Source organism: Pseudonocardia wallangbongensis, from assembly GCF_054486945.1.
Genome location: NZ_JBRERS010000004.1, coordinates 140,997 through 159,946, shown reverse-complemented (window position 1 = coordinate 159,946; position 18,950 = coordinate 140,997). Strand labels below are relative to the sequence as shown.

Below are 18,950 nucleotides of genomic sequence, written 5' to 3'. Positions count from 1 at the left end.
AGTGCTCCAGCACTCGTATCCACTCACGACCCGCTCAGCAGACCGAATCGGACGGCTTCGGGTTCGCGAGGCCGAAGAGAGCCCGTCCGCGCAGGCCCACCCAGGTGCCGGCGATGGCGGCCAGGCCCCAGATCCAGCCGGACAGGCTGCCCGACGCGATGCCGGCCAGGTAGGCGCCGATGTTGCAGCCGCTCGCGAGCCGGGCGCCGACGCCCATGACGATCCCGCCGATCACCGCGGCCAGCGCCGTGCGCCACGGGATCGACCGGTGCACCACCCAGGCACCGCCGGCGGTGGCCGCGAGGGCGGCCCCGATCATGATGCCGATGTCGGTGAGCGAGGTCTTGTCGGCGAGCACGGCGCCCGCGAGCGACTTGGCCTGCACGGGCTGCTGCCAGTAGGCCCACGTCTCCGGGTGCAGGCCGACCGCCTGCAGCGCCTTGGCGCCCCACAGCGCGAACGCGCTCGTGATGCCCCATGCGCCGCCCGAGACGAGGAGCACAGCGCCGCCGAGCACGGACAGCACCACGGCGCCGGCCCACAGCGGCCACGACCCGCGCAGGATCCGGGCGACGCCACGAGCCGTGGGCGGCACGCCGGTGGGCGGCGGGTTGCGGCGGACCTGCACGGCCCGGGTGACGGCGACGACGGCCAGCAGGGCCACGATCGTCACCGCCCACGACCCGGACCAGCCGATGTGCTCGGACAGCACGAACGGCGGCAGCGCGGGCAGGTCGGCGACGATCGGGTAGGCCCAGGTGTAGAGCACCGACCCCGTGATGAAGCCGAAGAGCGTGAGCACGATCGCGCTCTGCCCGGACCCGACCGCGAACAGCGTGCCGGACGCGCAGGCCCCGCCGAGCTGCATCCCGAGCCCGAACAGGAACGCGCCGAGCACCAGCCCGACACCGAGCGGCCCGGAAGACGGGGCGGGTTCCGACCCGAACAGGCCCGTGCCGGTGCCGATGATCAGGGCGAACAGCGTGGCCGTCGTGCCGAGCAGCAGGGCGTGCGCCCGCAGGCCCGCCCCGTTGCCGACGGCGACGAGCTGCCGCCACGCCGACGTGAACCCGAAGCGGGAGTGGAAGAGGGCGACGCCGAGGCCGACACCGAGCGCGAGCAGGACGGCCTGCCGGGCGCCGTGGGCGAGCCCGACGTGGGCGACGAGCGCCGCGCCGAGCACCCCGACCGCGGCGAGCGGGCGCCACTGCGCGGGAGCGGCGGGGTCGGGGATCGGCGGCGCGCCGCACGTGGGCGCGGGCGCGAGGAAGGAACGAGTGGGGGCGGCGGTCGTCACGACGGATCCTCTTCGGACGCAGGGCAGGTGGGTGGCAGGTCGTCAGGGACGACAGGCCGCCGCGCGCTGCGTGCAGTGGTCGACGTGGCGCCGACGCGTGAGGATCACTTTCCCAGGCTAACTTCTCACTCGTTCGTGGGCCTACCCTTTGCCGGTGAGTCCGCTGCCGGCCGAGCGCTCGTTCGCCGCCTACGGCGCCTCCCACTGGATCGTGCTGGCCGTGCTGGGCGCGGGCGTGTTCCTCCTCGCCTGGTTCGGCGGCCGCTACCGGGGCACCCGGTCGGGCTGGGCGTTCGGCCGCCTGTTCGCGGTCGTCCTGGTCGCCTTCCACGTCCCGATCTTGATCTACGACCTGTCGCCCGTCCGCTTCGACATCGAGCATTCCCTCCCCTTCCAGGTCTCCGACCTCGTGTGGATGGCCGCCGCCTGGGCGTTGTGGACCCACCAGCAGTGGGCGTACGCGCTGGCCTACTACTGGGGGCTCACGCTGGCCCCGCAGGCGATGATCACGCCCGCCCTGGAGAGTCCGGATCCGCTGAGCGTCGACTTCATCAGCTTCTGGGGCCAGCACCTGCTCGTGCTGTGGGCGGCCGTCTACCTGACGTGGTGGATCGGGATGCGCCCGACGTGGCGGAGCTTCGGCTTCGCCGCCGTGGTCACCGTGGCGTGGGGCGTCGCGATGCTGGCGTTCAACGGTGCTGCCGGCACCAACTACCTGTTCGTCAGCCGCAAGCCGGACAACCCGTCGCTGCTGGACCTCATGGGGGGATGGCCCTGGTACCTGGGCGTCGAGCTCGTCGTCGGGCTGGCCGCCTGGGCGCTGCTGACGTGGCCGTGGACCCGTTCCCGCACGCTCGCCGCGTGACTTAGGGTAGGCAAACCAGCCCGCCTCCCGGAGGTCCACCGTGGTCATGACGCTCGACGCCGGCGTCACCCGCCGCCGGCTCCTCGCCGGTACCGCGGGCCTCGGCGCGCTGCTGGGCCTGCCCGCCTGCTCCGCCGGGGAGCCCGCGCCCGCGGCGCCGGGGCCCGGCTGGGACTTCACCGACGCCCGCGGGGTGGACGCGCGGCTCCCCCGCCGGCCCGAGCGGGTCGTCGCGTACGCGGGCGTGTCCGCCGTCCTCTGGGACTACGGCGTCCGTCCCGTCGGGATCTTCGGGCCGCAGCGCCGCGAGGACGGCTCCCCGGACACCACGGTCGGCGACGTCGACCTCGCCTCGGTCGGGTCGGCCGGCGAGAGCTACGAGTCCCTCGACTACGAGGCGCTGGCCGCTCTGCGCCCCGACCTCGTCGTCACGGGTATGAGCGGGGACACGGTGATGTGGGTGATCGCCGACGACGCTGTCGACCGCGTCACCCGGATCGCGCCGCTGGTGGCCCTCGAGGGCTACGGCGTGCCGGCCGAGCAGATCATCGCGGGCTACGAACGGTTCGCCCGGCTCCTGGGCGCCGACACCGACACCCCCGAGCTCGAGAACGCGCGGGCGCGGCTCGACCGGGCCTCCGCCGCCGTGCGCGCCGCCGTGGCAGCCAAGCCGAAGCTGCGGGTCCTGGTGACCTACGCCGAGCCCGAAGGCCTGTCGATCGCCCGGCCGAGCCGGTTCCCGGACCTGCTGAGCTTCCGCGCGCTCGGCCTGGACATCGTCGAGCCCGAGGGCAGCGAGCAGTACTACGAGACGCTCAGCTGGGAGCAGGCCGGCCGGTACCCGGCGGACCTCGTCCTCCACGACACCCGAGCGTTCAGCCTGCAACCCGACCAGCTCGCCGCGTACCCCACCTGGGCGGCGCTGCCCGCGGTGCGGGCCGGCCAGGTGGGGCGGTGGAGCGCCGAGGCGCGCCTGTCCGCGCAGGGCTTCGCCGCCGTGCTCGAGGACCTCGCCGCCACCGTGACCGCGGCCCGCGACGACGTCAGCTGACCGCCGGGCTCGCGGCCCCGGCGTGCCGCTGCTCGGGGATGCCGACGTGGCACTCCGGGCACAGCCAGCGGACGTCCGCCGTGCCGCCCCTGCGCACCTCCATGGGCTCGCCGCACCCGGCGCACGTCCGCGGCTCCCCGGTCCACTCCGCCTGCAGCTCCGCGAGCACCCGGCCGGCGAACGCCGGCCCGGTCATCGCGACCGTGCCGTCCCCCGCCCCGAGGAGCACGACCTGCTCGTCGGCGACGACGATCCCGCCGTGCCCGTGGTCGGACCTGATCACGGTGCCCGCCGGGACGTCCTCTCCGGGGCCGGCGAACACGCGCACCCGAACGTCGCGACGGGCGGCGTCCCGCAGGAGCGGGTCCACGTCCCGGGGCCCGGGCGCCCACATCCACACCGACCGCTGCGCCGCTCCGAGGTGGCGTTCCAGCGCACCGGTGTCGGCGAGCTCCGCGCGGAGCAGCTCGCGCACCTCGGCGAACGTCGCGTCGCCCGCGGGCGGCTCGCCCGTCCCCAGCAGGTCGGCGGCGCTCCACGTCCGGACGTCCCCGCGCTCCGCGGCGGCGCGCAGCGGGCCGTCCGCCGCGCCGTCGGCGATGACGTACAGCCGGTCCCGGGCCAGGGTGATGCCGGCACCGAACGTCCGCAGGCCGCCGTCGCCCGCGCCGAGATCGAGCACGACGGTCGCGAACGCGCGGCCCTGCAGCGCGCGTACCGGGCCCACGGCGGCCCCGGTGACGAGGCCGCGGTCCCGGAGCGCGGCCAGGGTGACGTCGGCCTGCACGACGTCCGGGGCGACGACGCCGACCGACCCGTCACGCAGGTGCCGCTCGGCGAGCGCGCGGGCCAGCACGGCCCCGGCCGCCGACCACCTCCCGGCGACGGCGCCCGGACGGGACGCGGCCAGGTCCGGGACCGAGGACACGTCGATCAGCACGATCTCGGTGCGCGCATCGGCCGCGGCACGCAGCCGCTCGTAGCCCGTCTCGTCGGCCAGCCGGCACACGGCGGCGCCGAGCCGGGACCCGGTGAGGGCCACGCAGCCCGCGTGCGCGTCGACGTCGGCCGGCGTCTCGATCCCCAGGTGCGAGAAGCAGGTGGCCCGCACCCAGCGCTGCAGGTCCGGGCTCGGGTCGTCCGGCACCGCGGGCCCGAGCTGCAGGAAGTCGCCGAACACCACGGCCGTGGTGGTGGCCCGGCAGAGCGCGAGCAGTACCTCCGCCAGCGGCGCCGCACCGGCCCCGTCGACGAGGACGACGTCGAACCCGGCATCGGCGAGCGCGGGGTGGAGGTGCGACAGCGTGAGCGTCGTCGCGACCACGCGGGCGTCGCGCACGAGCCGCGCCTCCGCGTCCGTGCGCAGCGCCCGGGCCCGGTCTGCCAGTTCGCGGTGCCGGACCTCGAGCGCCGCCGCGCCGTTCAGCCGGCCGATCAGCTCGTACAGGCGGGCGTGGCGGTCGGGGAGCCCGCGCACCACGCTGTCGGCGACGAGGCGCCGATCCTCGTCGGTGGCCGCACCCCGCGCCTCGGCCGCGTCGACCTCGCCGCGCAGCCTGATCAACAGCTCGCGCGCGCTCCGGTACTGCTCGTCCGCCGCCGCCACCTCGGCCTCGGCGGTCGCGGCGCGCAGGTCGGCGTCGTCGAGCTCGGACTCGGTGTGCTCGCCGATCAGCGCGCGGGCCTGCAGCTGCACGTCCAGCCAGCGTCGCCGGCCGGCCGCCGCCGCGCCGGTGAAGCGGCGCACCTCGAGGCCCGCCTCCTCGACGTGACGCCGGTGCTGTCGCCGCGCGCGCCGGCCCGACGGCTCATCCGCGGCGAGTGCGTCGCGCTCCTCCTGGAGGGCCCGCTGCCGTGCCTCGAGCGCCGCGAGGCCGTCGACGGCGAGCCGCTGGTGATCGATCGCGTCGCGCACCGGGCGGAGTGCCGCCTGGGCGTCCAGCGCCTCCCCCAGCCCGGTGGCGGTGGCGACGACGGCCCGCCGCGCGACCTCGGCGGCGGACTCCGCCTCCACCAGGCGCGGGCGCAGATCGTCGAGCGTGTGCCCGGCGGTCACCCGGGCGGCGGCGAGGCGGTACCCGGGCTCGTCGAAACCGTCCAGCTCGGTTCGCAGGCCCTCGATCTCGGGGGCGAGCTCCGCGGAGGCGCGCAGCTCGGCGGCGACCGCGACGCACTCCTCGTCGGCCTCCGCGGAGGCGACCGCCGCGACCGGGGTCCGCGCGCCCCCGATCCGGACGGCGACACCGGGCTCCGGCGCCATCCGCTCGACGGCGGCGTCCAGCGCCGCGTCGACCGCCTCGTCGAGCGTGGAGACGAGCAGCACCCGCCTGCCCTCGTCCACCAACGCCTCGATCGCGCGGGCCAGCACCTCCGTCGTCCCGGCGCCCGGCGGCTTCCAGACGAGGCGCACCCCGGGGCTCAGGCACGCGCGCAACGCCTCGACCTGCTCGTCGACGAGCCCTTCCGCCTTCGCCTTCGACGTCGGCTCCCCGGCAAGGTCCTTCCGGGCCAGGGCGTCCGCCAGCGGCGCCTCGCCCGCGGCGCGCAGACCCTCGAGGAGGGAGCCGGCCACCGGCTCGGTGCGGCACCACAGGTGCCGGCCGTCCTCCGGCGACCCCACCGGCGGTCGGAGGACGAGCACACCGGCCTCGTCGCGCAGCTCCTCCACCGCGTGGGCGAGCCCGTGCTCCGGCCCCAGCTCACCCGCGAGGCAGGCGTCGAGGAACGCGACGCGCCGGTCGCGGGCGTCCACCCCGAGCCGGCCGTCGTCGAGCGGGACCGCCGGACCCAGGTCGACCCACGTCGCAGCGCGGCGCGGCCCGCCCTCCACCGCGGCCCACCGCTCGACCCCGGCGACGACGTCCGTCCGCCACTGCGCAGCCATCCGACCCCCAGTTGGTGCTCCCCCGATCGATTGAACCAGCGATCGAGCCGTCACATGGAGCAATCGGGGTGAGTTGGCGCGCACGGATCCGGAGGAAGCTGGGACCGGACCGTTAGCGAACAGACCTTCCCAAGCCGGACGTCCTGCGTGAGTATCCGGATCAAATACGATCCACTCGACGTGGAAAGGACGGCATGATGGGACGACAGGGACGTCGTGCTCAGCTCGCAGCGCTGCTGCTCATCGCGACGGTCGCCCTGGCCGCGTGCGGTGCGCGGGGCGCCGGCGCGGGCGGCGGTGACGCGGCGGGCGGCGACACGTTCACGATCAAGTTCTCGCACGTGGTCACCCCGGCCACGCCGAAGGGTCAGGCTGCGGAGAAGTTCAAGGAGGTCGTCGAGCAGAAGTCCGGCGGCCGGATCAAGGTCGAGGTCTACCCGAACTCCGAGCTCTACGGCGACAAGGACGAGCTGCAGGCCCTGCAGTCCAACAGCGTCCAGATGCTGGCGCCCGCGAGCGCCAAGTTCACGACGATCGCGCCGGAGCTGCAGGTGCTCGACCTGCCGTTCCTGTTCGACAGCGTCGACGACATCCCGAAGGTCGCATCCCCCGACTCGGCCGTGGGCAAGGCGATCTACGAGAACCAGGCGCTCGCCTCCAACAACATCAAGGTGATGGGCCTCTGGGACAACGGCCTCAAGCAGCTCTCGTCGAACACCGAGATGCGCACGCCGGACTCGCTGGCCGGTCTGAGCTTCCGCATCCAGCCGTCCGACGTGCTGCGCACCCAGTTCGAGAAGTGGGGCGCCAGCGCCACCCCGATGGCGTTCTCCGAGGTCTACAACGCGCTCCAGCAGGGCGTGGTCAGCGGCCAGGAGAACCCGTACTCGAACATCGAGTCGCAGAACATGCACACGGTGCAGAAGTTCATCACCGAGTCGAACCACGGCTACGTCGGGTACGTGCTCGTGGTCAACAACCAGTTCTTCCAGAGCCTGCCGGCCGACCTCCAGACGGTCGTCCAGGAGTCGGCCGACGAGGCGAGCACCTACAACCGCGAGGTCGCCGCGAAGCTGAACGCCGACGCCCGTGCCACGATCGAGCAGGCGGGTACGACGACGATCACGGAGCTGACCCCGGAGGAGCGCAAGGCGTTCAAGGACCGCGTGGTGCCGTCGGTCTGGCAGCAGTACGCGGACGTCATCGGACCGGACCTCGTCAACGACCTGCTGGCGCAGCAGAACGCCCAGTAGCGACCGTTGGGAGACTTCGTGCACCGCTTCGACCGGGTGCTGACGCGGATCGAGAACGTCCTCGCCGCGTCGGCACTCGGCCTGGCGACGGTCATCGCGATCGTCGCGGTGCTGCTCCGGTACCTCTTCGGGACCTTCCTGTTCTGGTCCGAGGAGGCGATCATCTACTTGATCATCTACTCGACCTTCCTCGGTGCCGTCATCACGCTGCGCCACAACGAGCACGTCAACGTGGACATCTTCGGGGCCTTCCTGAAGGCGCGCGGCAAGCGCGTGTTCGCCGTCCTCGCTGCGGCGATCACCGTGGTGTACCTGGTGTGCATCGGCTTCTTCGCGTGGCTGCTGCTGTTCGAACCGTTCTCCACCTCGACGATCACGCCGTCGCTCAAGCTGCCGCTGTGGGTGGTGGAGCTGGCGGTGCCCGTCGGCCTGACCCTGATGCTCCTGCGCGCGCTGGAGATCCTCGTGCGCAGCGCGCGGGGCGTGGAGGCCTTCGCCGAGGGGCACCGCTCGATCCTCGAGGTCGAGGCGGAAGCGACTGGCCTCGACATCCGTGACGTCGAGCGAACCAGCGGGCCCGACGACGACGAGGAGAAGGACCGGTGACCGAGGCCACGATCGCGCTGGTCGTCACCCTGTTCGCGCTGCTGTTCTCCTCCACCCCGATCGCGGTGGCGCTGGGACTGACCTCGTTCGCGTACTTCTTCTACTTCACGACGATCCCCCTCACCCAGGTGCCGGAGCGCCTGTTCAACTCCCTGAACACGTTCCCCCTGATGGCGATCCCGTTCTTCGTGCTCGCCGCGAGCATCATGAGCCGCGGCGGGATCAGCAGGCGGCTCATCGGCGCGTGCAACGCGGTGGTCGGCCAGTTCCGCGGCGGCCTGGCGATGACCGGCGTGCTCGCGTGCATGTTCTTCGCCGCCATCTCCGGGTCCAGCCCGGCCACGGTGGTCGCCGTCGGCACCCTGATCATCCCGGCGCTGATCGCGAGCGGCTACCCCCGGCGCTTCTCCACCGGCCTGGTGGCGACGTCCGGCTCGCTCGGCATCCTCATCCCCCCGTCGATCCCACTGATCGTCTACGGGATCGCCACCGAGGAGTCGATCGGCGACCTGTTCCTCGCCGGCGTCCTCCCCGGCCTCCTCGCCGGCGCGATGCTGCTCGCCCTGGTGTTCGCGATCTCCTACCGCCGCGGCTACGGCAGCGGCGCCGACGCCATCGTCATGACGGGGGCCGAGAAGCTCCGTGCCCTCCGGGACGCCGTGCTGAGCCTCGCCCTCCCCGCGCTGGTGCTCGGCGGCATCTACGGCGGCGTGTTCACGCCGACCGAGGCGGCCGCCATGGCCGTGTTCTACGCGGTCATCGTGTCGGTCTTCGTCTACCGGGAGCTGGACCTCAAGGACCTCGGCGGGATCCTGCTCTCGTCGGCCCGCACCTCGGCGATGATCATGTTCATCATCGCGAACGGGATCCTGTTCTCGTTCGTACTCACCTCCGAGCAGATTCCCCGCGACATCACCGAGCTGCTCCTGAGCTACGACCTGAACACGTTCACGTTCCTGCTGCTCGTCAACATCCTCCTGCTGGTGGCGGGCTGCTTCATGGAGACCTCCAGCGCGATCCTCATCCTCGCCCCGATCCTGCTGCCGATCGCCCTGGAGCTGGGCGTCAACCCGATCCACCTCGGGGTCATCATGGTGATGAACCTGGAGATCGGCATGGTGACCCCGCCGCTGGGCCTGAACCTGTTCGTGGCCAGCGGCATGTCGGGGATGAGCGTGCTGCAGGTGGCGCGGGCGGCGATACCGACGGCCGTGGTGCTTTTGGCCGCGCTGTTCCTGGTGACGTACGTGCCGGCGATCTCCCTCGCGCTGTTGGGGGGCGGGTAGCGCCCGACGCCGGGCCCGGTCAGCCGGGCTCGGCGTCGCCGCCACCGAAGACGTTCAGCACCACCTCGCAGTCGCAGAACGCGCCGTTCTCCTCCAGCTCGCGCCGCAGCCGCGGCCAGTGGACCCCGGCCCCCTGCGCCCACTCCTGCGACGCATCCAGCGTGCCGTCGCAGGATCTCCGCCGCTCCGCCACCGCATTCGCCAGCTCCACCTGCTGGTCCAGCGAAAGGCTCAGGCCGGGACGGTCGAGCTCCAGCTCGTCGTAGTCGTACTCGGGGACATCGTCGAAGAAGTTCGTCATGGCGCCGACGGTGCCCGGGGGCACCGACGGTGGAGGGCAGGCCGGCGGGAGTTATCCACAAGTGGGGGCGGGCGGGTCGCCGGTCCATCCCCGTCGCGAGCCTCAGCCCTTGATCGGCCGGATCGGGACATCAGCTGCACCGGTGCAGTCCATGTCCCGTTCCCGCCGATCACGCGCCTCGTGGCCAGACGCGCTACCGCCGGGGCGACTCCCCCAGCCGCGCGATCGTGCCGGCGAGCGCGTCGCCGAACCTGTCGAGCGCCGTCCGGTCGACGCCCTCCGCCCGGTCGCACGCGGCGTGGTAGCACGGGTCGAACACCTCGCCCGCCTTCCCGCCCCACCGGTCCGCCTGCTCGCGCGTCTTGCGGCGTTCGTCTCCGGCGAGAACACCGCCGCTCGGGATCCCGGCCTCGATGAACGGCACGAAGTCCGAGTCGTCCGCGAACTCGATGCGCTCCGCCGCCACGCCGGCCGCGGCCAGCTCCTCGGCGAGGACCCGGCCCGCGGCGTCCGACCCGGGCGGGCCGGTCTCGGCGTCGTCGCCACCCACGCCGCCCTGCACGAAGTACCCCGCGTTCGGCGACGCGACCATGTCCACGTTCAGGTACACGGCGAGCCCCTCCAGATCGCTTCGGGAGAGCGAGTCGACGTAGCCCACGGAGCCCTCGAAGTTCCGCTCCTCCGCGGCCCAGAACCCGAACCGCACCGCGTTCGGCAGCGCCGGGGACGCGCCCATCCGCACGGCGATCTCGAGGAGCGCGGCCACGCCGGAGCCGTTGTCGTTGACGCCGGGCCCCGCCGGCACCGAGTCGAGGTGCGCCCCGGCGAGCACCACGTTCTCCGCGCTCCCGGTGCTGGTCTGCGCGACGACGTTGCGGACCGCCACCTCCGTGTCGTCGCGTTCGAGCGTGACCGACGGCGTCGTCACCTCGAACCCGGCGTCGCGGAGCACCTGCGCGACGTAGTCGACGCTGGCGTCGTACCCCGGCCCGGGAGAGGCCCGGTTGCCGCCGTTGGCGTCCGCGATGCGCTGCAGCGCGTCGACGTGCACGGCCGAGCCGGCCCCGGTGACGTCCTCGACGATCTGCGTCCGGAACGAGCCGGGATCCGGTGGCGGCTCCCACGTCGGCCTCCCGGCCGGGGTGCAGGCGGCGAGCGCGAGCACCACGACCGGGAGCAGGGCGCCCCGTCTCAAGCCTCAGCCCGCCGGGACGAGCGGGGCCTCTTCGTAGCCGGGCATGGTGTCGATGACCTCCATCGCCTTGGTGAAGCTGACGAACGTGTTGTTCATCAGAGCCCGCGGGTCGAAGTCCGGGCTGGCGAGCACGCCGTGCACGCGGCGGCGCTGCATGCCGAAGTTGCCGGCGTCGTAGAGCGGCAGGACGGCGGCCTCGCGGAGGAGCTTCTCCCAGTTGTGCTGCTTGTCCAGGCTGTTGACGCCCACGACCTGCATGCACTTGTAGACCGCGTCGAACATGAGCTCGGTGCACTGGATCTTGCACATGGCGCCGATCAGCTCGCCGTGGTAGTCGTGCTGGTCCATGTAGTGCGCGGCCTTCCAGCAGAACAGGCGGCACATCTCGATCCGTGCCGCCACGTCGCCGAGCACGTAGCCGACGTTCTGGTAGTTGATGATCGGGCTCGCCCCGCCGGCCGTGTACGTCTTCGCCCACTCGAGCGCGGCCTCGTACGCGGAGCGCGCCACCCCGACGGCCGCGATCCCGGCGACCGGTCCGGACCAGGCGAAGTTCCGGTTGATCAGCAGGTCCCCGTTGCCGCGGGTGCCCTCGACGAGGTTGTCCGCCGGCACGCGCGCGTTCTCGAAGATGATCTCCGCGTTCGGGGTCAGGCGGTGCCCCAGCTTGTCGATCAGCTTGTAGGTGACGCCCGGCGTCCCGCGCTCGACCACGATCGCCGAGAGCCCCTCGGTGCCGCCCAGGCCGGAGTCGGTGCGGACCACGACGAGGCTCGCGTTGGCGCCGTTCCCGTCCCAGCCCGCGACGTTGCACGGCCAGTACTTGCGGCCGTTGAGCACGTAGTCGTCGCCGTCGCGGACGGCGGTCACGCTGATGCCGACGGGCGCGGCCCCGGGCGAGTCGAAGTTGGCGGTGCCGCCCGGCGACCCGGCGGGCTCGCTGACCGCGTAGCCGACGATGTACTCGCCGCTCGGGTCGGACGTCGCGGCGCGCAGGAACCGCTCCTTCTGCGCATCGGTGCCCCAGTACCAGACCGGCATGAGACCGAGCCCGTTCACCAGGATCGTGCAGGCGAACCCGGGGTCGACCGCGCAGATCTCCTCGGCCGCGAGGATGACGTCGACGTTCGACAGCCCACCTCCGCCGTACTCGGCCGGCAGCATGCAGAACGCGATGCTGCGGCGGTAGGCCTCGACGTAGGCCTCCTTGGTGCGTTGGAAGCCGGCCATCGGGTCGGCCTCCGCGTCCGCCTCCCGGACGGCAGGGGCGAGGACCTCCGTGGCGAACTCCCGCGCCGACTGCTGGACCCTGAGCTGATCCGTGGTGAGCGTGAAGTCGATGGCCATGAGTCCTCCTGGGTTCCGACCGGGGCCGCTGCGGCATCCCCGTTCGGCTGCGGTCCGCGCGGCCTCCGGCTCTGCAGTGTCCTCGCGACGGGCTGCGTGCGCGGCCGCTTACCGGGGGATCCGCCATCTCCCCGATCGGGCCAGCAGGGCTGGCTCCGCTGGCGGAATCGAAGCCCGGTGCGCCGACGGCGAGGCTCCCTCGTAGCGTGGTGCCATGTCGCGACCTGGATCGCCGATGGACGACCCCGACCAGGCCGAACTGCTGAGGCAGTTCGAGGCCCAGCTCGCCGGCATGGGCCCGGCCGACATGCAGGCGCTGTTCGACCGCCTCGTCGGCGGCGCCGGCGAGGTCGACGACCCCGAGCGCACAGCTCCGTCGCGACGGCGTGAGCGCCGCGGCGATGTCGCCACCTACCGGGTACGCGTCGACGTCACCGGCACCGAGCCGCCGTTGTGGCGTCGCCTCGAGCTCGCCTCCGACATTCGCCTCGACGAGCTGCACGATGTCCTGCAGATCGCGTTCGGCTGGACGGACAGCCACCTGCACCGGTTCAGCGCAGGCGCGAACCACTACGACCGCGACGCCGAGTTCTACCTGTCTCCGTTCGAGGTCGAGGAGGGCGAAGACGGGACGCCCGAGAGCGAGGTCCGCCTCGACGAGGTGCTCGCCGACGTCGACGACGAGCTCTTCTACGTCTACGACTTCGGCGACGACTGGCACCACACCCTGCGGCTCGAAGCCGTGCTGCGTCGCGACGCCGGCACGCCGCGGGCGACCTGCACCGCCGGTCGACGGCCGGGGCCGCCGGAGGACTGTGGTGGCGTCCCGGGCTACGAGCTGTTCAGCGCGGCCACCGACCCGACCCGCGCGGACCACTCCGCTGCGCGTGCCGAGATCGCCCGCGTCTACGGGGCGGACGTCGAACCCGGAGGCTTCGCGCCCACGCCGTTCGCGGTCGACGAGATCAACAAGGAGCTGGCGGGCCTCCCGGCAGAGTCGACGGCCCAGCTGCCCGAGCCGCTCGCGGACCTCGTACACGCCGTGCGGGACACCCGGGAGCAGATCCGGCTGCGCAAGCTCATCGGCGACGCGGAGCTCGACCAGCCCACGGTGCCCGACGCGGACTCGGCCGCACGCATGGTCCACCCGTACGCCTGGCTGCTCGATCGCGTGGGGGACGAGGGCATCACCCTCACCGGAGCGGGCTACCTGCCCCCGGCGCACGTCGAAGCCGTGGCCGCCGAGCTCGGGGTGACGGACGAGTGGATCGGCAAGCACAACCGCGAGATCCACACCATGCCGGTGCTGAACCTGCGTGAGTCCGCGCAGAAGATGGGCCTGCTCCGCAAGCACCGCGGGAGGCTGCTGCTCACCGCCCTCGGCCGCCGGCTGCGCACCGACTCCGTCGGCCTGTGGTGGCACCTCGCCGAACGGATCCCCCTGACCCCCCGGGACCAGTGCGAAGGGCAGGCGGGCCTGGTCCTGCTGATCGCCGTCGCCGCCGGCATGACGGAGGACGCCAACGCCATCATCGCCCGAGCGCTGCAGGCCATCGGCTGGATGCGGGGCGACGACAGCCCGCTCACCGGAAGCGACGCCGGCCACGCCGCGTGGGACACCAGGGCGTTGCTCCGTCGGCTCGGCGCCCTGGCCGGCGAGCCGTACCGGCGGGACGAGCGAGCCACACCCGACGGGATCACCTTCGCGCGGGCAGCGCTCCGTTCCTGGCGCCGATGACGATCCTCGCGACGGGCCGTGTGCGCGGCCGCTTCCCGGGCGATTCGCCACCTCCCCGATCGGGCCGGCCGGGGCGGCATCCCTCGTCGTAGTCGCTCCCGATCACGAACGTAGGCTGCGGCGCGATGGATCGCCCCACGCTGCCGGAGCACCTCGCGCTCCTGCTGTCCGACGAGCCGGTGTTCGACCTCTACTCCCACGGTCCGTGGCGCGTGCCGGACGGGCTCTTCGAGACGGTGCGGCGACGAGCGCTCGAGCTGAACCGGGACCCGGCGGCCGAGGCACTGGCCGTGGAGCTCCCGGAGTTCTTCGCCGAGGGCACCACCGTGATCGGCGCGGAGCTGTGGTCGCTGCTGGAGTTCCTGGTCGGCTCCGTCGCCCTGCGCGGCGGAACCGCGTGCGACCTCACCCGCGAGACGATGGGCGACCTCGTCGCCGAGCCGCGGCCACCGGTCCGCAGCTGGATCTGGGCCTCGGGCCACAGCGTCCACCGCCCGCCCGCCTACTGGCTGCTGGACGAGACCGGCGACGACCCGGAGCTGCGGGAGCTCGCGTTCTCGGTGGCGCGCCGGTGCCTCGACGTCTTCGAGGGGATCGAGCCGCTCGAACCGCGCCGGCAGGCGTTGATCGCGCTGCACGAGATGCGGCTGACCGACCCCGCGCTGGCCAAGGTCGACGTGGTGGCGTCGCTCGACGAGCTGCCCCTGCTGTGGGCGGAGCGGGCCGACGAGCGGGTCCTCGCCGTGCTCCCCGAGCTGCTCGGGCCCGCCGGCTACCTCGACTGGGCGTGCTCCGCCTTCCTCGCCGTGCACACCAGGTTGCTGGAGCGGTCGACGGGAGTGGCGGCCGCGGGCCCGATCCCCGGCGTCGCGTTCTCCCTCGAGCACGACATGGTGCTGGCCTGCCTGATGGCGCAGGCCGAGGTGTCCGACGTGCCCGCCGAGCTGGCGATCAGCACCGGGACGGGGATGCTCGAGCGCGTCCACCAGATCTTCGCCAGGTTGAAGGAGAACTTCGACGGCGACGCCTGGCACGCCCGGGTGCGCGCCTGGCTTGCCAGGGGCGTGCTGGCCGGCGAGGTGGACGCCTGCCGGGCGTGGCTCGACATGGCGGTCCGGATCACCGGTGCGGTCCAGGGCCTGCCGAACCCTGCGGTCAACCCGGACAGCTACCTCCCGGTCGGCCAGTTCCAGAACGACCTCCGCGTGCTCTGCGCGCCGCGCAAGGCGATCAACCCGCTGCTCCTGCGGTTCGCCACCGGCGACGACGCGGGCGCGGTCGACCCGGCGGCCCGGCTCGTCGGCCAGCCGGATCTCGCCGACGCCGTCCGCGACGTCGTCACCGACCACCTGCGCACGAGGAGGACGCCCGCGCGGCTGCTGATCGCCGGGCCGGAGGGCACGGGCCGGGCCACCACCGTCGACCTGCTCCGCACCGCGCTCACGAAGCCGGACGGGGATCCGGCAACGGTGTGGATCTCCGACCAGGTCTTCGCGAACATGAGCACCAGCGAAGCCGTGGTGCACCTGCTGAGCAGGACGCGCGACCTCGGCGACGGTGACGTGCTGGTGGTGTACGGGCTCGACCGCGTCGTCGGCTACGAGCGCTGCGGGCTCGCGGTGCTGGAGGAGCTGCGCAGGCTCCTGCGGCAGCTGCCGGGACTGCACGTGGTGGCGATCTGCCGGCCGGGTGGCGACGCCCGGGTGTTCGAGGCGAACCCCGCGCTGCACAACGGGTTCCGCGTGGCCCGGACCCGCGAGTTCACCGGTGACGACCGCGCCGAGCTCTTCCGGCGGGCGGTGGGCCGGCGGGGCGCCACGGCCACCGACGACGTGGCTTCCCGGGCGGCCGATCTCGTGGGCCGGATCCCGGGGCGGAGCAACCTGCGGGGAGCGCGGCTCGTCGAGCACGTCGCGGCGCTGGCCGTGGCGGCCGGTTCGTCGGAGGTGACCGCGGCGGACCTGCCGAAGGAGCTGCTCACCGACGGATCCGGCGCCCCCGAGAGCGAGCTCGCGGCCTGTGTCGGGATCGAGCCGGTGAAGCGCGAGATCGCGTTGCTGGTCGCCGAGGAACGGGCGGCGAAGCTGCGCAGGGAAGCCGGGATGCCGGTACCACCGAAACCGAGGCACCTGGTGTTCACCGGTGGCTCGGGTACCGGGAAGACGAAGGTCGCCGGGATCCTCGGCCGGATGTGCGCCGACCTCGGGCTGCTCTCGTCGGGGCACCTGGTCACCGTCGACCGGGCCGACCTCGCCGGCCAGCGCCTCGGGGAGGCGGGCCTCGCGGTGCGGCGCGCGGTCGATCGTGCCCTCGGCGGCGTGCTCTGCATCGAGGACGCGGGCAACCTGGTGCGTCCGGGGATCGACCTCGACAAGGCACGCAACCGCGAGGTCGTCGACGCGCTGCTCGCCGAGATCCAGGCACATCCCGAGGACCTGGTCGTCGTGCTCTGCGGTCCGGACACCGCGGTGAACGGGCTGCTCAGGTCGGAGGCCGACCTGTCCACGTTCTTCCCGAGGGTGGTGCGGTTCCCCGAATTCGCCGACGCCGACGTCGTCTCGCTGTTCGCGCGGGAGGCGGCCGAGACCGGGTTCACCCTGCGGGACGGCGTCCTGGACAAGGTGCGCATGGTGGTCCGCACCAGACGGCCGGACGCGGCGTTCGCCAACGCCCGCCTGGCGATCAACCTGCTGGAGCGGTCGGTGTCCCGGCAGGCGAGGAGGGTGCTCGCGGACGGCGTCGTCGACGAGGACGAGACGCTGCACGAGATCCACACCGACGACGTCCCGGCCGGCGCGGCCGCCGCGGTCCTGGCGGAGCTGCCCGACGACCCGCTCGCGACGATCGAGGGCCTGATCGGGCTGGAGTCGGTGAAGCGCGAGGTCCGGCTGTTGGTCGCCGAGGCGAAGGCCGACCGCATGCGCCGGGACGCCGGCCTGCCGATCGCCGCACCGACGCGGCACCTGGTGTTCACCGGGAACCCCGGCACCGCGAAGACCACGATCGCCAGGCTCGTCGCCGCGGTGTACGCCAAGCTCGGGCTCCTGTCCTCCGGGCACCTCGTCGAGGTGTCGCACGCCGACCTGATCGCCGAGTACATCGGGCAGACCGCGCCGAAGGTGCGTGCGGCGGTGGAGAGCGCGCTCGGCGGGGTGCTGTTCATCGACGAGGCCTACGCCCTGACCCCGGGCGACTCGCACAGCTCCTACGGCCCGGAGGCGATCGCCGAGCTCCTGCGCCTGATGGAGGAGTACCGCGACGACCTGGTCGTGATCGTCGCCGGCTACCAGGACCGGATGACGGACTTCCTCGCCGCCAACCCCGGCTTGGCGTCGCGGTTCCCGACCACGGTCGGCTTCCCGGACTACGGCGAGGACGAGCTGGTGGCGATCTTCGAGAGCATGGCGACCGCGGCGGGCTACGCGCTGCACGACGGCGTCCGGGACACGGTGTTGCGCGCGCTGTGGGCGGTGCCGCGGGACGAGTCGTTCGGCAACGGGCGGGTCATGCGGAACATGCTCGACCGGGCCGTCGCGTTGCAGGCCGAGCGGATCACGGCCTCCGTCGTCGACGGCGACGAGATCCGGATGCTCCGGCCGGAGGATCTTGCCGAGACCAGGTCGTCGCTCGCAAGCCGGGTCGATGGGGGAACCGGCCAGTACCTGTGACCGCGGGGTAGGGCGCCGACCGGCAGACTGCGGGGCCATGCGGACGAGGTTCGACGACGACAACCGTGACCGTTGACTCGACGGCGAAGCCGCGCTGGAGGGGATCGCTGCGATGTTGAAGCAGCTGCACGAGTCCTCGCTCCCAGCCGCCGACGTCGAGGAAGGGCCGCGGACCATCGGCCCGGTCCGGCTGCCCGGCCCGGACGAGCGGCTCGCCGCGATCCGGACCGCGGCGGACCTGCGGCTCCTGCGGGCGCTCGCCGAGCACTGCCCGCCGCCCGGGCGGCAGCTGACCGGGAAGGGCAACCTCCGTCTCGCCGAGGCCCGGACCCTCGTCGAGACGCTCGGCACCGGCGACGATCCGGACCTGGGCGGACACCGCCGCCTGCAGTCGTCACCCTCGGGCTCGCCGCCGGCGTGGTGCGGCGGAACCGGGGCCGGCTCGTCTCGGTGGCCACGTTCGCGAAGCTGGACGAGGCCGCCGCGCACGAGAAGGTGGTCCGCGCCGCCGTCGATGCCGGCCTCAGCGCGCCGTCCGGCTACTACATGGAGGGCATCGCGTCAGTGCAGGGAGTCGTCGACTCGTCCGCCGTCGTCGTGCTCGCCGAGCTGCTCGACGCCGGATCCGACGGGATCGAGATCGATGACGTCCTCGATCTGATGCAGCACCTGGTGACGCAGACCCTCCACGGGCGCCCCGCGATCTTCGAGAAGCTGATCCCCAGCTGGGTGGACACCCAGCTGGAACGGCTCGAGCAACTGGGCGTCCTCACCCTCGCCGACAGCGACCTGAAATGCCTCGACTGCGATGCGCACCACCTGATGGTGACGCTCACGGCGGCCGGCGTGCCGATCGTTCTCGAGCTGGTGCGTGAGGTCGGTATCCCGGTGGACGTCCTGGCCGCCCCGACCGAAGCCGACGCCGCCCAGATCGCCGACCTGATCGCAGAGATCCCGCCGCCCGAGTGGCACACCGATGCGACGACCTGGTTCGCCGCCCAGCCCGACGGGCCCGAAGCCGCGGACGCACTGGTCGCCCAGATCACCGGTGAGGACCGCGAGCCGGCCAGCGTGATGTTCGGCCTGCAGGCGGCGGCGGAGGTGGTCGGGGACCTCGCGGCCCCGGCGATCCGACGCCAGGTCGGCGGCCCCCACGACGGCCTGGTCCTGCACTGGCTGTCGAACAACGCGGCGCTCGACCCCGAGTTGGTGGACCCGGCCCGGCTGCTCGGCGGCCTGGTCGACGTCCTCGCCGCCACGTTCGACATCGGCGACCCCGAAGCGCTCGTCGCCACCCTGCAGACCGGGGAGGACATGCTGCCCGAGCTGATGGACACCATCTGGCGGATGGATCACCCCCGCGTCCGCCAGGTGCTCGAGGTGCTCGGCGAACACCACCCGGCCAAGCCCGTCGCAAAGGCTGCGCGGAAGGCGCTGATGAAGCACCGGAGCCGCTGAC

General features: G+C 72.9%; 13 protein-coding genes. 8 read left to right on the top strand and 5 right to left on the bottom strand.

The window, feature by feature from the left end; genetic code table 11:
* Positions 1 to 34: 34 nt before the first annotated feature.
* Positions 35 to 1,297: a YeeE/YedE family protein gene (locus ACU436_RS15870; protein ID WP_459025957.1), complete on the bottom strand. Its 1,263-nt coding sequence runs from the start codon at positions 1,295 to 1,297 to the stop codon at positions 35 to 37.
* A gap of 154 nt (positions 1,298 to 1,451) precedes the next feature.
* On the opposite strand from ACU436_RS15870, the gene ACU436_RS15865 reads away from it, so the two are divergent.
* Both ACU436_RS15865 and ACU436_RS15860 read left to right on the top strand, forming a co-directional pair.
* Entirely contained in the window at positions 1,452 to 2,162 is a 711-nt protein-coding gene (locus tag ACU436_RS15865) for a YwaF family protein (RefSeq protein ID WP_459025955.1), read from the top strand.
* A gap of 46 nt (positions 2,163 to 2,208) precedes the next feature.
* A complete protein-coding gene (locus ACU436_RS15860; protein ID WP_459025953.1) occupies positions 2,209 to 3,213 on the top strand; it encodes an ABC transporter substrate-binding protein in 1,005 nt (334 codons plus the stop codon).
* On the opposite strand, the gene ACU436_RS15855 is transcribed toward ACU436_RS15860, so the two are convergent.
* Positions 3,206 to 6,097: an AAA domain-containing protein gene (locus tag ACU436_RS15855; protein ID WP_459025951.1), complete on the bottom strand. Its 2,892-nt coding sequence runs from the start codon at positions 6,095 to 6,097 to the stop codon at positions 3,206 to 3,208. The genes ACU436_RS15860 and ACU436_RS15855 overlap by 8 nt on opposite strands.
* A gap of 194 nt (positions 6,098 to 6,291) precedes the next feature.
* Here ACU436_RS15855 and ACU436_RS15850 point away from each other — a divergent pair, with 194 nt between their 5' ends.
* The 3 genes from ACU436_RS15850 to ACU436_RS15840 are packed head-to-tail and all read left to right on the top strand — an operon-like array spanning position 6,292 to position 9,242.
* The gene (locus ACU436_RS15850) at positions 6,292 to 7,350 is read left to right on the top strand and encodes a DctP family TRAP transporter solute-binding subunit (RefSeq protein WP_459025949.1); all 1,059 of its coding nucleotides are present in this window, start codon (positions 6,292 to 6,294) and stop codon (positions 7,348 to 7,350) included.
* 18 nt (positions 7,351 to 7,368) lie between these two features.
* Complete coding sequence (locus ACU436_RS15845) at positions 7,369 to 7,956, top strand: TRAP transporter small permease (protein ID WP_459025947.1); 588 nt, start codon at positions 7,369 to 7,371, stop codon at positions 7,954 to 7,956.
* The gene (locus tag ACU436_RS15840) at positions 7,953 to 9,242 is read left to right on the top strand and encodes a TRAP transporter large permease (RefSeq protein WP_459025945.1); all 1,290 of its coding nucleotides are present in this window, start codon (positions 7,953 to 7,955) and stop codon (positions 9,240 to 9,242) included. Before ACU436_RS15845 ends, ACU436_RS15840 begins: the two co-directional genes overlap by 4 nt.
* 19 nt (positions 9,243 to 9,261) lie before the next feature.
* Here the strand turns inward: ACU436_RS15840 and ACU436_RS15835 are convergent, their stop codons facing one another.
* The 3 genes from ACU436_RS15835 to ACU436_RS15825 all read right to left on the bottom strand — a co-directional run bounded on the left by ACU436_RS15835 (position 9,262) and on the right by ACU436_RS15825 (position 12,085).
* On the bottom strand, positions 9,262 to 9,543 hold the full coding sequence (locus ACU436_RS15835; RefSeq protein ID WP_459025943.1) for a DUF2695 domain-containing protein: 282 nt from the start codon (positions 9,541 to 9,543) through the stop codon (positions 9,262 to 9,264).
* Positions 9,544 to 9,736: 193 nt separating this feature from the next.
* Positions 9,737 to 10,738 carry a M28 family peptidase gene (locus ACU436_RS15830; RefSeq protein WP_459025941.1) on the bottom strand — a complete coding sequence of 334 codons (1,002 nt, stop codon included), beginning with the start codon at positions 10,736 to 10,738 and terminating at the stop codon, positions 9,737 to 9,739.
* Positions 10,739 to 10,741: 3 nt separating this feature from the next.
* Positions 10,742 to 12,085: an acyl-CoA dehydrogenase family protein gene (locus ACU436_RS15825; RefSeq protein ID WP_459025940.1), complete on the bottom strand. Its 1,344-nt coding sequence runs from the start codon at positions 12,083 to 12,085 to the stop codon at positions 10,742 to 10,744.
* A 214-nt stretch (positions 12,086 to 12,299) separates the two neighbouring features.
* Between ACU436_RS15825 and ACU436_RS15820 the strand changes: the two genes are divergently transcribed.
* The 3 genes from ACU436_RS15820 to ACU436_RS15810 all read left to right on the top strand — a co-directional run bounded on the left by ACU436_RS15820 (position 12,300) and on the right by ACU436_RS15810 (position 18,949).
* A complete protein-coding gene (locus ACU436_RS15820) occupies positions 12,300 to 13,823 on the top strand; it encodes a plasmid pRiA4b ORF-3 family protein (RefSeq protein ID WP_459025939.1) in 1,524 nt (507 codons plus the stop codon).
* 125 nt (positions 13,824 to 13,948) lie between these two features.
* The gene (locus tag ACU436_RS15815) at positions 13,949 to 17,491 is read left to right on the top strand and encodes an AAA family ATPase (protein ID WP_459025937.1); all 3,543 of its coding nucleotides are present in this window, start codon (positions 13,949 to 13,951) and stop codon (positions 17,489 to 17,491) included.
* A gap of 417 nt (positions 17,492 to 17,908) precedes the next feature.
* Positions 17,909 to 18,949, top strand: coding sequence for a hypothetical protein (locus tag ACU436_RS15810; protein WP_459025935.1), 1,041 nt, complete (start codon positions 17,909 to 17,911; stop codon positions 18,947 to 18,949).
* The last annotated feature ends 1 nt before the right edge of the window (position 18,950 follow it).